This is a genomic window from Bacillus sp. SD075 (assembly GCF_017355165.1).
Taxonomy (GTDB): Bacteria; Bacillota; Bacilli; order Bacillales; family DSM-1321; genus Peribacillus.
Window position 1 is genome coordinate 14,742 of sequence record NZ_JADILK010000006.1, and the last position, 15,869, is coordinate 30,610.

At 36.9% G+C, this 15,869-nt stretch carries 11 protein-coding genes and 1 riboswitch; of the genes, 3 read left to right on the forward strand and 8 right to left on the reverse strand.

The window, feature by feature from the left end:
• Positions 1-394 precede the first annotated feature (394 nt).
• A complete protein-coding gene (locus tag IOC57_RS06645; protein ID WP_309487679.1) occupies positions 395-592 on the reverse strand; it encodes a VOC family protein in 198 nt (65 codons plus the stop codon).
• Between the two features lie 271 nt (positions 593-863).
• The gene (locus tag IOC57_RS06650; protein WP_207437975.1) at positions 864-1,763 is read right to left on the reverse strand and encodes an SDR family oxidoreductase; all 900 of its coding nucleotides are present in this window, start codon (positions 1,761-1,763) and stop codon (positions 864-866) included.
• A gap of 809 nt (positions 1,764-2,572) precedes the next feature.
• A riboswitch (Lysine riboswitch) is annotated at positions 2,573-2,751 on the forward strand.
• 135 nt (positions 2,752-2,886) lie between these two features.
• Here IOC57_RS06650 and dapA point away from each other — a divergent pair.
• Positions 2,887-3,783 carry a 4-hydroxy-tetrahydrodipicolinate synthase gene (gene dapA / locus IOC57_RS06655; RefSeq protein ID WP_207437976.1) on the forward strand — a complete coding sequence of 299 codons (897 nt, stop codon included), beginning with the start codon at positions 2,887-2,889 and terminating at the stop codon, positions 3,781-3,783.
• 389 nt (positions 3,784-4,172) lie between these two features.
• Here dapA and IOC57_RS06660 read toward each other — a convergent pair whose 3' ends face one another.
• Genes IOC57_RS06660 through IOC57_RS06670 form a run of 3 tightly spaced genes read right to left on the reverse strand, consistent with a single transcriptional unit; the run spans position 4,173 to position 7,973 of the window.
• On the reverse strand, positions 4,173-5,195 hold the full coding sequence (locus tag IOC57_RS06660) for a carbohydrate kinase family protein (RefSeq protein WP_207437977.1): 1,023 nt from the start codon (positions 5,193-5,195) through the stop codon (positions 4,173-4,175).
• Between the two features lie 57 nt (positions 5,196-5,252).
• Positions 5,253-6,710: a glycoside hydrolase family 32 protein gene (locus IOC57_RS06665; RefSeq protein ID WP_207438094.1), complete on the reverse strand. Its 1,458-nt coding sequence runs from the start codon at positions 6,708-6,710 to the stop codon at positions 5,253-5,255.
• A gap of 21 nt (positions 6,711-6,731) precedes the next feature.
• Positions 6,732-7,973: an MFS transporter gene (locus IOC57_RS06670; RefSeq protein WP_207437978.1), complete on the reverse strand. Its 1,242-nt coding sequence runs from the start codon at positions 7,971-7,973 to the stop codon at positions 6,732-6,734.
• Positions 7,974-8,699: 726 nt separating this feature from the next.
• On the opposite strand from IOC57_RS06670, the gene IOC57_RS06675 reads away from it, so the two are divergent.
• Positions 8,700-9,674, forward strand: coding sequence for a LacI family DNA-binding transcriptional regulator (locus IOC57_RS06675; protein WP_207437979.1), 975 nt, complete (start codon positions 8,700-8,702; stop codon positions 9,672-9,674).
• Between the two features lie 559 nt (positions 9,675-10,233).
• Here the strand turns inward: IOC57_RS06675 and IOC57_RS06680 are convergent.
• From IOC57_RS06680 to IOC57_RS06690, 3 genes are all read right to left on the reverse strand, one after another.
• A complete protein-coding gene (locus IOC57_RS06680; RefSeq protein ID WP_207437980.1) occupies positions 10,234-10,770 on the reverse strand; it encodes a DUF6143 family protein in 537 nt (178 codons plus the stop codon).
• A gap of 1,399 nt (positions 10,771-12,169) precedes the next feature.
• On the reverse strand, positions 12,170-12,334 hold the full coding sequence (locus IOC57_RS26480; protein WP_207438095.1) for a protein kinase domain-containing protein: 165 nt from the start codon (positions 12,332-12,334) through the stop codon (positions 12,170-12,172).
• Between the two features lie 300 nt (positions 12,335-12,634).
• A complete protein-coding gene (locus tag IOC57_RS06690; protein WP_207437981.1) occupies positions 12,635-14,047 on the reverse strand; it encodes a DHA2 family efflux MFS transporter permease subunit in 1,413 nt (470 codons plus the stop codon).
• A gap of 404 nt (positions 14,048-14,451) precedes the next feature.
• Between IOC57_RS06690 and IOC57_RS06695 the strand changes: the two genes are divergently transcribed.
• The gene (locus IOC57_RS06695) at positions 14,452-15,507 is read left to right on the forward strand and encodes a P-loop NTPase (protein WP_207437982.1); all 1,056 of its coding nucleotides are present in this window, start codon (positions 14,452-14,454) and stop codon (positions 15,505-15,507) included.
• Positions 15,508-15,869 lie beyond the last annotated feature (362 nt).

Below are 15,869 nucleotides of genomic sequence, written 5' to 3' on the forward strand. Positions count from 1 at the left end.
ACTTCTTCACTCACACTGATAACTCAATTGCAAGTTGTCATCTATATGCCCCCTTAATTCGTTTTATATACAAAACTAATTTTCATATACATATCAATTCTAAATCAGCTATCCCGATTGGGTCAATTATAATTTTGGAAAATTTAGATAATTTAGTGGATTACTGCACAAAAAAACACTCATATAGAATGAAATGAGTGTCAGTTTCCTTTTATTTCGGATAGAAATTCGGAATATGTAAATGGAGATCAATTACATACTATCGACATCAATGAAGGGAATCTTCATAACTTAATATGAAATATAAGTAACCTCCATCATGCCTACAAGTCATCCGTAAATATCAACTGGAAATGGCTATTTTTCATATAGTTCAAGAGGCAAATCATCCGGATCACAAAAAAAGCATACCTTTTCCTGTTAACTCATCAACAGGGATGGGTTCGACTGGGCTGTTTTCTTTTTCAAAATCTTCAATCGGCGCTTGATCAATATCTTCCACTTCAAAAGCAAGATGTCTCAGTCCTCTTGCTTCAGGATAACGAAAATCGGAACATATTAATGCTACATGATGTATTTTTTCAACCTTCATTTTGCTTCCTCCCTAAGGACAATGGTTATTTTTACACTCAATTTTCACCAAAATTATACATTTAAAAAACCTTTCAATGCATCCCTAGGAATCTGCTTCACCCTATTGGTACATAAGATATGCTCCTTCATCAACGATTGCCATATTAAGCGAGACTCCTTTGTCGAGACTTCTGTTCTGCAATCTCAAGCAATTGTTTGGCTAGTGCCAGCATAAGTTTAACCAATTTATTCACTTCTTGGATTTTCCAATGCTACTTTCAAATGATTTATCAAGTAACAATTGAACCTCCATTTCCGAAAATTATTTGTCCTGATATATATGACGAATCATCTGAAGCTAGCATTACATATGCAGGAGCCAACTCAAATGGCTGACCTGGGCGTTTCAATGGCACTTCCGTCCCAAATGTGGTTACTTCTTCTGCAGTAAATGCAGATGGAATTAACGGTGTCCAAGTCGGTCCCGGTGCTACTGCATTTACTCGGATGCCTTGATCAGCAAGTGAGAGGGATAAAGAGCGGGTAAAAGAAACAATGGCTCCTTTGGTAGCAGTATAGTCAATCATGTTGGCCATACCTGAAAATGCGGTATCAGAGGTCGTATTAATAATGGACCCTCCTTCACGAAGATGAGGCAAAGCAGCTTTCGTCATATCAAAAAATGAAATAATATTGGTTTGGAATGTATTCATCAGCTGCACTTTCGTAATATCCATAATGCTTTTTTGATGAAACTGAACACCGTGGTTGTTTACTAGAATATCCAGTCTTCCATAAGCTTTTAGCGTTACTTCTACAACAGAATTACAGTTTTCTTCCTGTCTTAAATCCCCAGAAACAAGGAAACATTGACGGCCAAGATTGTTAATGATTTGCTTCGTTTCTCCCGCATCCTGGTGTTCATCGAGATAAGCTATGACCACGTCAGCACCTTCCTTGGCAAAAGCTATGGCTACGGCTCGACCAATTCCACTGTCTCCGCCTGTAATAATCGCCACCTTATCTTTCAGCTTCTGGCTACCTAGATAGGTCGGATTTTCTGATATGGGACGTGGATTCATCAAATACTCAAACCCTGGATGTCTATTTTGATGCTGTGGCGGAAAGACAACAGGAACATTGTTACATTGTTTCTTCCAACCAATATAAGGATATACGAAATAAGGCATCACTATTTCTCCTCTCGGATTTCATTCCATAGTTCAATTTATTCTTTAAAAATTGTTAAAATGCCTATAACAGTAACATTAATATCTTAATAAAAAGTTCAACAACTGAGTAAAGGTCGGAAGCCATATGGAATCCTTTTATCACGATTGTTTATGCTTTAATTAAAGTTCAATGACACGTAATGTTTGGATGCCATATTATTTCTCCATTCTGAAAAAACAATTTCAATTTTCATATTTTCAAGAGTGATGTCCCTGCTATTGGACATAAGCTCACCCTTTATTTTCAAAAGTATAATTTTGGATTAACTTAAGCAGTATCCACATATCAATGTTTTGCCCAATTATAATAACGGCGACGATATCACCATCTTGCTGAGGCATTTTGTTTCCTAAAACACTCGCAATTCCCGTTGCTTCCGCTCCCTCCTAATTTCCAGCTCATAGCAACGCTCTCCTGCGGCATCTTGGCTATCATCAACTATCTCAAATTGAGCTCCCAGTCTTTTTAATGAATCTACTTTTGCTTTTTTTTGTACTCGATTTGAAATGCATACAACAGCTCAATCCCTAGTTTTTTTGCAATCCTCCCCCCCTTGATCCTTATTCTAGGTTTTCATAAGATAAATACTAATTCCTTCTATCACAGATATATCAATTGTAAAAACTGACTATAAAAGGGTGAAACTCAGCCCTTTCCATCGATTATTCATGTATTCTTAAAAAAAATTCAAAATTGGTCTTGCAATAGATAGGATTCCCTGTTATATTACAGTCAATTAAATATTTTCTTACTTCATACTTTTTGAAGTGAGGATAGAGGAGCAAAGACCATTAGTACACATTGTGAGGAGAATGAGATCCTATGACTATTGTGGAAAGGGGAATTTGCCGAAGCGGAAAGAATCTCATGTTCAGGAAGCTGGTTCTGCTATTGAATAAATACAGGACTGTCATATAGGAAACTATATGGAGGGCTATCTTATGCGCGGAAACATTTTTTTGATAGATGTTGTTTCTACTGCAGCAGCGAATCCTCGTTGTTGCTTTTTTGCGTTTACTCCTGTATATCCCTAAACAACTCTGATTTTTTTAAAAAAACTATACAAAAGGGTGTGAAGTTATGAATTTCGGCCAAATTTTAACCGCAATGGTTACCCCGTTTAATCATAATAATGAGGTGGATTTTAATGCTACGAGAACTTTAGTGAATTATTTAATTGCTAATGGTTCTGATGGATTAGTTATAGCTGGTACAACGGGAGAGTCTCCAACATTAACTGCTGAAGAAAAAGTAGATTTATTCAAAATTGTAGTAGAAGTTGTTGACGGAAGAGTTCCAGTCATAGCTGGAACTGGCTCAAATAACACGAAAGCTTCAATCAGCTTAACAAGGCAAGCAGAGGCAGCAGGAGTCGACGGAATTATGCTCGTTACCCCCTACTATAACAAGCCGTCTCAAGAAGGATTATTTCAGCATTTTAAGGCTATTGCCGACTCAACAGCATTACCGGTAATGCTTTATAATATCCCTGGGCGAAGTGTTGTAAACATGTCTGTAGAGACGATTGTCAGTCTCTCAAAAATCAACAATATTGTGGCAGTAAAAGAAGCAAGTGGTGACTTGGATGCCATGGCACAAATCATAAGCAAAACCACTAGTGATTTTACATTGTACAGCGGGGACGATGGATTAACATTACCGGTTTTAGCTATCGGTGGGACAGGGATTGTTTCGGTTTCTTCACACATAATTGGTAATGAAATGCAAGAAATGATCAATAGCTTTAAAAAGGGTGAGGTTCATGGTGCTGCTTCTATCCATCGTAACCTTCTTCCCATTATGAAAGCATTATTTGCTGCACCAAACCCCTCACCGGTAAAAACAGCATTAAATATGAGGGGGGTAACTGTTGGGGGTGTCCGCTTACCTTTGGTCCCTTTAACCTATGAAGAAAAAGGGGAACTACAATTGGCTCTACAACCTCGTAACGCAGAAGCAATTTTGTTAAATAAATAAACTAAAGTTATAATCAAGAAAGTAATTCAAGAGATTTGAAGGAGACCGCGTATTCGATTTATCGCCTTATAAGCCCACCCCATGATGAAGGGCAATACTATTTTCGAACTGTAGTATTGCCCTTAGTTTTTCACATTGAAATGAAACTATTATTAAGGTCACAAATTGATTTAATTGAATGTAGTCATTACTTGTTCATACCATGATATCCACCTCATTACTTTTAAAAGTAATAGGTATGTTATATCGATAAGCAGAACTAAAGAAATCTCTTGATCCACTTTCTGATTCTTAAACTCCTGGTGTCAATAAACAGGCGTTATTAGTTATTGATCATCAGTCCTAGTCCCTATCAATAGTTATTAGTCTTAATGGCTTTTTCTATATCACTATTTTTCACTATACTGTGTAACTGATTCCTCCCCCTTTGTTATGGATTGCTGAATAGAGATAAAATTCAATATATGCCGTTTTCCAGGTGTTGCCTGAATAGCACCTTTTATGGAAGCAGTAAGCGCTCCACTTGCATTTGCAAAAGTAAGTAAACGTTGATGATTTTCACTCACTCTTTCACATAGATTATCTTTAGATACTTCCAGTGACATGAGTTCGGATAAGAAACCTCCTATAAATGCATCACCTGCCCCCGTTGTATCTGAAACAATTACTTTAAATCCTTTATCTTCATATTCCTCTCCATTTTTTAAATAAATATTTGCGCCATCGCTTCCTTTTGTATACACGACTACTTTCACGTCACCGACAAAAAGGGAGTTAATCGCTTCTTTTTCATTATGAATATTGGCAATAAAATACAATTCTTCATCGGATACTTTTACAATATCAGCTAGAGGCAAAAATTTTAGTATGGTACGTCGACAGCTTTCTTCATCATGCCATAAAGGAAGCCGGACATTAGGGTCAAAACTTACAATTCCACCAATTTTTTTAAAACAATCTATCACTTTTATATGGGTTTGTTTCATTGGACTTTCAACTAAATCGACTGAGCCAAAATGAAGAAGATCTCCTTCATTAAACCACTCTGACTTCACCTCATCTGGTGAAAGCAATAGATCAGCTGTATTCTTTCGATAAAAATTAAAACTTCTTTCTCCGAAACTATCTACAGATACAAATGCTAATCCAGTTTCTCCTTCATCACTTCGAATAATATAGGAAGTGTCTACATCATTTTCTTGAAGCACGTCCATTAAATAATCACCAAAATTATCATTTGCTATCTTGGTTAGTGCGACTGAATTTCCACCATATTTTGCAATTGCAATCGCAACGTTCATGGGAGCTCCACCGGCAACACGTTCAAAACTAGTAACCTCTTTTAACGATTTTTCTTTTTGAATAGGAATAAAATCAATAATCGTCTCACCAATACAAAAAACTTTTTTCAATGTATTCACCCCTGAACAAGGAACGAGAGTCTAGACACTTTGTTCCTTGTATTTTTATTACCAGATGTCCTTTAGGTTCCAATAAGTTATTTCCTTGACCTGTACATCACCATTCTCAGTAAATAACTCAATGCCTAATTTTTCTTCATTCGGATAGATGCGACTTGTCATGGTCGTTTGTCCATCATTAGCAAAGATTTCAATGGAAGATCGGTCAATAAATACACGTAGGGAAAGCTCTTCATTTGTTTCAAGCATGGTTTTTCTAACACCATCTTCCACTTTTCCTGACTTGGAGCAATCAAGTGTTAGCTGTTGTTTATCCAAATGATACGTTAATACCGTCTCTTCTTGGTTAACTCCACGAATCTTTAGACCTACAGATTGAGCGCTACATTTAGTTAAGTCAAACACAGCTTTCACTTCAAGTAGATCCTCTTTAGTTTCTACCAAATAGCTTTCAGAAATGGACTGATTTTTACACTCATTGTGTTCAGATTCACGCAATAAGGTTAATTCCTCAACAGGATTCATTAAAACTCTGTTATGATCCAGCGTTATTTCACGGGGTAATGTTAAAGCCCCACACCATCCATCTGCTTTTGAAGGCATATTTGACTCCCACATATCCATCCAACCAATTGCAATTCGACGACCTTTATCATCCAACAGTGTTTGAACCGCATAAAAGTCATGTCCATTATCTAATTCAGTAAACGACCCATGTACAAACTCGTTTGTTCCGTAATTATAATCTCCAACAAAATAACCTGTTTGGAATAGGTTATTATATAAATCTCCATTTGCTTTAATACCCTGAGGAGAAATCATTAGAATATATTTTCCATCTAATTCAAAGAAATCCGGACATTCCCACATATATCCATGAGCACCATCACTTTGTGCAAGAACTCCTATGTACTCCCACCTCCGTAGATCAGAAGAACCGTATAAAATAACTCTTCCGACATTCTCCTTTGTGGAATTTCCTAAAACCATGTACCAGGTATCATGGTGCTTCCACACCTTTGGATCACGGAAGTGATGTGCACTATCCACTGGTGGTTCAGCAATAACCGGATTTTCTCCAACTTTCTCAAATGTAATGCCATCCGTGCTGACCGCAATATTTTGATTTTGGTAGAAGAGATCTTTTTCCTTGTCTGTATAGTGATGTCCTGTATAGATTAAGGTTAGTTCACCATTATTATCAACGGCACTTCCCGAAAAACATCCTCCTGTATCACAAGCATCTCCAGGAGCTAAAGCAACAGGCAAATGCTCCCAATGAATGAGATCTTTACTTTTTACATGCCCCCAATGCATTGGCCCCCAATTTTCATCATATGGATGGCATTGATAAAATGCATGATATTCCCCTTTATACTGTACGAAACCGTTCGGGTCATTCATCCAGTTGGCTGGCGCCATGATATGGTAACCTAGTCGATAACGATCATTCATTTTTTTCTTGGCATCCTTCAGTGCCTCTTCAGCTTGTTGAATTCTATTAATTTTTACCATCCTAACATCCTCCTATATAATCTTTCGTAATCTTTTCACATTGCCATTTAAGCCTTTGCTTTCTTTCGAACCTAATAAAGTAAAGATTGAAATAATGGTAAAACCAAAAACCATGATTCCCATGATGAGATAGGTATGGCGAAATCCTACACTGTCGTATAATTTACCTGCGAGTGGTGAAAGAATAGATGCACCTACCTGAGAGGCAAATTGGAAACCAACTAGATAGAGCACAGAAGATAGACGTGTATCGAAATTTGCTGCTAAATATTTAAAGATGGCAATTAGCATAATAGGCAATTCTAGAGCATGAATTAATTTCATGGAAGAAATTCCGATTGGTCCAACAACAATTCCAGAACCGATGATACGGAAGGACATTAAAAATCCTGCTAGAATTAAACTTTTCTTTATACCAAACTTTTTTACGATAAACGGTGCAAGAAACATCATTCCAGCCTCTAAAAATACTTGGAACGAGTTTAGGTATCCAAATACTTGATTGCCTAACGCTTCAGTCGGAAATAATGATGCGTAATAAAGAGGGAATTGCTGGTCATAAACACTGTAGATGCATGTTACACCAATAATGTACAACATGAAGAACCAGAAATCTTTTAATAGAAAAAGAGTCCCAACGTCTTTTAATGTAATAGAATTGGCTCGATTCATTTCTTGATCTGTCATTTCTATTTTCACAGACATAATAATAACCATTAATATGATGGCCGAAACAGATGCCACCCAGAAATTGATATTTGGATTAATATTAAACAGCTGTCCTGCGAAAAATGTAGCTGCCGCCCACCCTAGAGAGCCCCACATTCTAGATTTTCCATATTCGAAATCATATTTACGGCTAATCTTTTCAATATAGGATTCAATCGCTCCAATACCTGCTAGAAAAGCTACTGCTAAATAGATTCCTCCAACAATTGCGCCCCAAAAGACATTGTATTTCAATAATGGTCCATAAATGAAAATATAAAATGGGCCTACAAATACGAGCAGTAAACTGATGAATGTTAATATATTTTTCTTTAAACCTATTTTGTCAGATATATAACCATATAGTGGCTGCATACATAAGGCGAAGATAGCGTTTACAGAAAAGATAATACCTGTAGCTGACCCACTTAAATTTATTTCTTGTCCTAACCAAATGGAAAATAAAGAGTAACTAGAAGACCAAGTAAAAAAGAAAAAGAAAAAATACGCACTTAACATCCAATACAGATTTTTTGAACTTTTCAATTTAATTGCTCCTTTTGCTAGACATGTGAAAAGAAATGAAAAATTAATTAACGATATGAAAAAGAAGAAATGGACATGTGAATTTTACCCCATACATGGTTGTCGATTTTTATGATGATGCACTCTCTATGTAATGCCTGTACCTAAACAACCAATCCCCTCTTAAATATAACGTTGAGCCACCATACATACCTTTTCACTTCCCCTCATTTGTCTTTCGTCATAAACACCTTATAAAAGCGTTTTCAACAGTATTTTATGTCAACCGGTTACATATGTCAACCGATTGACAGTTATTTTTTGAAAAATCAGACATCACCGTTCGTTGATTTCGTTGATAATGAATATTAATCCATATAATTCAGTTGAAAAACTTCAACACAACTGAACATCTCCAACCCTTGCAGATGATAGTACTTTTCTCTAAAATAGGTGCATGATCCGCCTGACTATGTAAACTTCATTCAGGAACACGGACTACTGGCCTGAAGTTATTTTATTATAGGGTTTTCCTAGTAGGTGACAGATTATGATATGCTATTAAATAGTATATTAATGGATTCTTTATACAATATGATGCCAATGTTTTATATATCTATGAGCCAACTGAAAAATCTCAATATCCAGTCAATGGACAACACATGAAAACTTTATTCAAAAAAGGAACAAAAAAGTTTTCAATATAAATAATAATGGATGTTATTTAATAAGATAGGAGGATATGAAATGAAGCCTAACATTCACGATGTGGCAAAAATAGCAGGTGTTTCTTCAACAACTGTTTCCCGTGTATTAAATAACCGCGGTTACATAAGTGAAAAAACAAAAGAAAAGGTTTATAAAGCGATGGAAGAGATTAATTATTTTCCAAACGATTTAGCCCGTTCTCTATTTAATAAACGAACTCATTTAATAGGACTAATTATCCCTAATTCAAGTAACCCATTTTTCGGTGAACTAGCCTTTCATATTGAAAGTATTTGTGCTTCATTAGGCTATAAATTGTTACTTTGTAACAGCTTAAACCGGATAGATAAAGAAGAAAAATATTTAGAAATGCTCATACGTAATCAGGTAGATGGAGTAGTCGTTGTGACATATAATCGGGGTATTTTAAATTATGAGAAGCAGAATCTTTCTGTTGTCGCGATTGACCACTATTTATCGAAAAACATCCCTGTTGTTGGCTCTGACAATTACGGCGGAGGAAAAAAAGCTACAGAATTATTAGTAATGAAAGGCTGTCAGTATATTGTTCATATAAATGGACCAATTGAGCTGCAAACACCAGCAAACTTAAGAAGAAAAGCCTATGAGGATATTATGAAGGAAAATGGTAGACTACCAATTACATATGAAGTTTCACCTCATCAAAATCATAAAGAAGTAATCTCTCGACTTTTTGATGAACATCCGGAAGTAGATGGTATCTTTGCAAGTGATGATTTAATCGCGGCATCTGTTCTAGCTGAATCTAAAAAGCGGGGAAAGGATATACCAACGCAATTAAAAGTCGTCGGTTATGATGGAACAGAAGCAGTTCAAGTTTTACTACCAGAATTGACAACCATACAACAACCAATTAATTTAATTGCCAAGACGGCAATTGATATTTTATTAAAAGAAATTGAAGGTGAATTTAACGATTTTCCATTTGAGACATATCTGCCTGTTAAACTTTTAGAAGGCGGAACGACTTAATTTTTGCCTATGCATGATGTTTTTGTGTGGTAATTTTCTGATCATGCCAATTAATCTCTCTTTTTTTTTCACATAACGGAATGTTCACCAACTTCATTGAAGCCCATAGATGAGGTGATTGATACTTTTTCAAAAGATCAAATGGGCGCCCTCTCATATAGAAAGTTTTTTTAAATTTAAGTTCAAAATGCCATAATTTCCAGGGCTCATAAGAAAAGCCGAACCCTTTTATTCTTATGAGACGTTTCACTCGATTTGGTCAAATGATAAATATAAACAAAGTCCTTTAGTACTGCAACATTGGACATGCATAATACCGTTCTAATTCTTGATAAGCATGGAAAATCAGTTGTTTAATCTTATATGTAACCCCATGATTTATAAGCATTTAAGCCCATAAACCAGGAGTCTAGGGGGGGCATTTTTTATACCCCCTTATTAAATTCTGTTCTTTCAGGATATAAAGCGATGTACTCCTCATCTTCAGGATTTAAGTAAGTGATTTTTACTCATTCTAGAACTTACGACATTATTTAGGGAACCTAAAAGCTCCTTTATTCTAAATTTTTTTTTCAATCCAACCAAAGGCAACTTCTGACTTAATGATTTCATTATCTGGTGAAACTAAAAAAATGACAAATGACTCACCTGGTGAAAAAATGAATTTTCCATCTTCATCACTCGTCAAGGTACTCTTTGGTGGTACAATTCTCTTAAATGCATTCACCCCTCTCTTAGGAAACCCTTCAACCAGTTCTGCAAATGCGATTTTTCCCTTTGGTTTTGGAAGTGGACAAAGAGTTGTATTTGTAGGGGTCACCTTATCTGAAAACATTGGTTTCCCAGCCGGTATTGGATTAATCCATATTTCAGCTGTAAAAGGTTGATTAGAATGATTAGTAATAGTAAACGCATTTACAAATATATTTACATCTGAATTACAGGGGTTAACTAAGCCTCCCCAAGCATTTTTTCCTTTACCTAAACAAATCGTTTCGGTTTGTCCAACAAAATACCTCCCCTGTAAAGACTGAAATAATGGGTTAGGTATATTGGCAGCTTTAATAAACTGGTCATTTTCATTAAACATTGACATACGAACACCTCCCCTTCCTATTAAAGTTATGTAGCTTGATGGAGAATGCTTGGACGATTATATAAATTTTAAAAAAATCCACTATTGAACATAAATAACTAATTTGCAAATTAATGATAAATGACCATATAAGGTGACATGCTTAGCTCTTTCTATGGGGTTTCTTAAAGTAATTCTTCTTGTATTAATTGCCGAATATTGTGTATCAGAAGTTAAGTACTCCACCTATCTACCTCACTTCAAGAAAGGAAATATTATTTACTTCGCCCTCCTCAATTTTAGGGATAGGTAGCATAATAAAAGATGGCTGGGACATAACTAAATAAACCATCCTCAATGACGAATCATTCTAAGTTATTCTACCTATTAAATATCATGCTGTTTTTATATTTTGTTTTTATTCATCCATTCAAGCTGAAAGAAGAAGTTCGCTACAGACACTCGCTTTCCGCGGGGAGGAAGCGGAGCCTCCTCGGCAAGCCTGCGGGGTCTCAGCCTTTCCTCTATTTCCCTTAGTAGTCGATGGTCTTCCGCTCCATTACACTAGATGTAAAAATAGGATGCAAAAAGCAACAAAATCTATGGAAAAGAACAAAGAAAGACCCGATCTATTCGCCGGAAATTCCGCTTGTAGTTCGGGTTTATCGTTGACGAAAATACTTATGTCCCAGCCTCAAAAAGTAAATGATTTATAGTTTGTCTAGTTCATCTTGAAGGTACTTATTTGGTAATCTGTAGAGTATGGCTTTATCCAACTTCCCCCATGACGATTATTATCAAGAACTTCTCCGATAGTAATTATTAAAGATTCCTCTTTTACCTTTGAAATTTCCTTTGCAAATTCTCTAGCGATATAGAACCGATTGTGAGCATGACCTATATTTAATACGGCTTCAATGGCTTTTTCATACAAGTCTGAATTGTCTTCTATAATGAATAATAACTTGTAAAATAAAATCAACGATTTTATCTGTAAAACTAAATGGATGACCACCTTTTATAAGTTCCAAATAATTTTCTTTCTACAATTTCATATAATTCTTCTTGAAAGTAAGAATCCATGGTTGCAAAATCTGTTTCATCCATATTCATAACGATTTGTAAGTATAAAATAAAATCTGAGCTTTGTTTCATTTCACTAATATTTCTGAACATTTTTCAGGTTTATTATTTGTTGCTATTCTAATAATATATTTTAACTTTGAATTATTTAATCTTTTCAAAGTCTATTGTAACAGGTAAATCATAGGTTAATAATTCGTATAACATCTTACCAAGTGAATAGAAATCGGCTGTTTCATCAACATTTTTTGAATTTCCATATTGTTCTGGTGCAGCCTATACATCTGATTCTAAAGCAGCTCTCGTTGGCGTTAAAATGGTTTGACCATTAATAAACTTATCTAAACCAAAATCTGATATTTTTAATACACTTTTCCCCTACATCATTAAACACTAAAACATTTTCAGGTACTAAATCTCTGTGAATAATACCTTGTTGATGCACGTATTCTATTCCATCTAATATTTGATTAAAGCAATAAACAGCCGTTATATCTTCGATAAAGCTTGTATTATCTTCTCATATCTTTTTAAAAAGTCTCTTAAGTTTTATAAAAAATATTTCCACACCTACATCTAAACTCATGCATGTTTTCTTCTTTTTATAAAGAAAAAGATAAAAGAGGGAGAACAAATTATCTGGATGATTTGTTCTCCCTCTTTTTTAGAATCCCCTAGATAGGCATGACGAAGGAATGATAGGGACTGGGAGGGAAAGCCTCCATGGCAGCACTGGAAAATGTTCATAACCAGGTAAGAAATGGATTCGAAAAATTAGTTGAAAAAACTTGGATTCACATCTTTAATTCTTCTCTCCGAACTCTTTTCCTGCTGATTTCTGATCCTTTATTTTAAAAGAAATGAGGAAGCTAATTAACGAAAGTACAGCGATGACAATAAATGAGATTTGCGCGCCATACATATCAGGATGTACTATCTCGGGACGCTGCTGAGCATTTTCGGTTGCTGATGTCATCACAGTAACAAGTATGGCTGTACCTACAGATGCGGCAATCATTTTCATTGTATTATCCATTGCTGCACCATGGGCAATTAATCGTTTAGGCAGCTGGTTTAAGGCAGCCGTAGTAACAGGCATCATAACCATGGCCAATCCAAACATCCGAATACTGTACATAACCATAATAAATGTAAAACTTGTCGAAGGACCAACATCCATATAAGTAAAGGAAGAAGCGGTTATGATGAGTAATCCGCCAATAACCAACCACCTGGCCCCAATCCTGTCAAAAATACGTCCAATGAACGGGGACATTAATCCGGTAATAAGTGCCCCAGGAAGTATGGCTAAACCAGCTTCAAATGCAGTAAATCCGCGCATGTTTTGCATAAATAGCGGGATGAGCGTTTCAGCACCTATCAGACCCATAAAGGTAATGGCTCCAATAATAATAGCAAGCGGGAATAATGAATACGTGAACACACGGAACTCCAGCATTGGATGCTTCAATCGCAATTGCCTTTTGATAAACCAAACAAGTGAAATTATTCCAATGCCTAGGGATATGATTGTACTCTCGTCTGTCCAGCCATAATTACCAGCAGCTGTAAATCCATACAATAATCCACCGAAACCCACGGAAGATAAAACAATCGAAAGCACATCCACTTTTGGCCGTGAAACTACTGTTACATTTTTTAAAGCGAAGAACGCAACTATGATATCAATAATAGCAATGGGAAGAATGATAAAGAATAACACCCTCCATGAGTAGCTCTCCGTAACCCAGCCCGACAAAGCGGGTCCAATAGCGGGTGCGAAAGAAATGACCAGACCGACCAGTCCCATAGCTGCACCCCGTTTTTGAACAGGGAAAATCATTAGGAAGACTGTTTGCATTAACGGAAGCATAATTCCAGCTCCGCTCGACTGAATCATCCGTCCTAGCATCAGCATACCAAAATTAGGAGCTAGCCCCGCAACCAATGTACCAGTAGCAAAAATCCCCATGGCTGAAAGGAAGAGCTGTCTGGTGGTAAAGCGCTCCAGTAAAAACGCGCTTACAGGGATCATGATCCCATTAACCAGCATAAAAACGGTAGTTAGCCACTGTGCACTATTCGCCGTAATATTCATTTCCTCCATTACAGGAGGAATCGCGGTAATCATTAATGTTTGATTCAAGATCGCAATAAATGTACCCGCAAGTAAAAGGGCAACAATTGTTGTCTGTTTACTATTCGTCGAACTCAATCAGGGTCCCCCTTTACGATTAGGAATAAACATACTTTTGTAGATTACACGAAATTACATCAGATATCCACTTATTTGCCATTAAAATGATAGCAAAAAAGCCGGCATTAAATAATAACTCTCCCTACAAATAAAAGGGGATTATGATAAGCCTGACAAAAGGCTGCCGCTTTGAAGCGGTAGTTCCAGTTCAATCGGAGAAACCCCATCTTCTTCAACATTAATCGGCAGGGAGATGTTTCATTTATAGGGTTGATCCTTGTGAATGTGAATATCGGCTATACAGACCATTCTGCCGCTTACACAATTTTTGATGAAAGATTTAAAGGACACCTGATCTTTTCAGTCTTTTTTTTATATAAAATGACCATACTGAGGATAAAAACATTAGAGGGTGTTGTAAAATGCTGACACAGGAACAAGTGATGCAAGCTTTAAGTGGCGTGCAGGATCCAGAACTCCATAGAAGCCTTGTTAAGTTAAAAATGGTTAGAAACGTAAAAATAGAAGAATCAGATGTTAGTCTTGAAGTTGCATTAACCATCCAGGGCTGTCCCTTAAAAGCGAAGATCAAAGAAGATGTTCAAATTGCTCTTCAGGGCATTGGTGCTGTAAATGTGTATGTGAGCTTTGGGGTCATGAGTCCTGAAGAAAGAGCTTCATTAACTCAAGTATTAAAGAAGAATTCAACAACGGAAAGTGGGATGCCGTCGATGCTGCGCCATGATTCCGGGGTACGCTTTATCGCGATAACCAGTGGCAAAGGCGGCGTAGGGAAGTCGACCGTTACCATCAACCTGGCTGCTGCCCTCGCCCGAATGGGGAAGAAGGTAGGAATTTTGGATGCGGATATTTATGGATTCAGCATCCCGTCCATGATGCAGATTAATGAAAAGCCGACTATGATCGGCAAAACCGCAATCCCAATTCTCAGTCATAATGTGAAGGTAATGAGCATGGGCTTTTTTGCAGAGGATAATAACCCGGTTACGTGGCGGGGGCCGATGCTGAATAAATGGATTCAAAACTTCCTTGCCAATACCCATTGGGGCGAACTGGATTATCTGCTTCTCGACCTGCCTCCAGGTACAGGAGACGTGGCAATTGATGTGGCTGCCATGATTCCGCAGGCAAAAGAAGTGATCGTGACTACTCCTCATAATGTAGCATCGCATGTTGCCTCAAGAGCTGGGCACATGGCGCGTCATACGAAACATGACATATTAGGCGTAATTGAAAATATGGCCTACTATGAAGAAAGCGATGGCTCACGGAATTACCTTTTTGGAAGAGGCGGCGGAGAACGCCTGGCTGAAAGGCTTCAAACAGATGTGATCGCACGAGTCCCCTTTGCGAGCCCTTTACAAGCAGCAGGTTCTTCTGTATATGATGAAGACTCATTGGTAGGGGAGCTATTCCGATCGCTGGCAGAAGATGTGTTATATAAGGATGCTCAATAAAATGAAAGGCGATATAGATTTTATATCGCTTTTTTTATGAAGGTTCTGGTTCCTTAGGGTATGGAACGTAAGGTTAAACCGGTAAGACTAAGCATAACTCTAAATGACTTTTTTATTGTCAAGCTGCAATTTTTGGTGGTTAAACTCTTTATGCTGACTGAGTCACAGCTTCAAGTACTCTCACATATGGCTGACTCCCTATTTGATTTAAATCACTGCTTTAAACGGCCAAAATGGGGGCTGCTCTTACCGCATTGCTATAAAAAAAGGGAATTCGACAATCGGATTCCCTTTCTCACTTCTACTTTTATTGGTCAAAATAGTTAAACGCTCTGTCGTTCTGACAGTTTTCACAGACATGA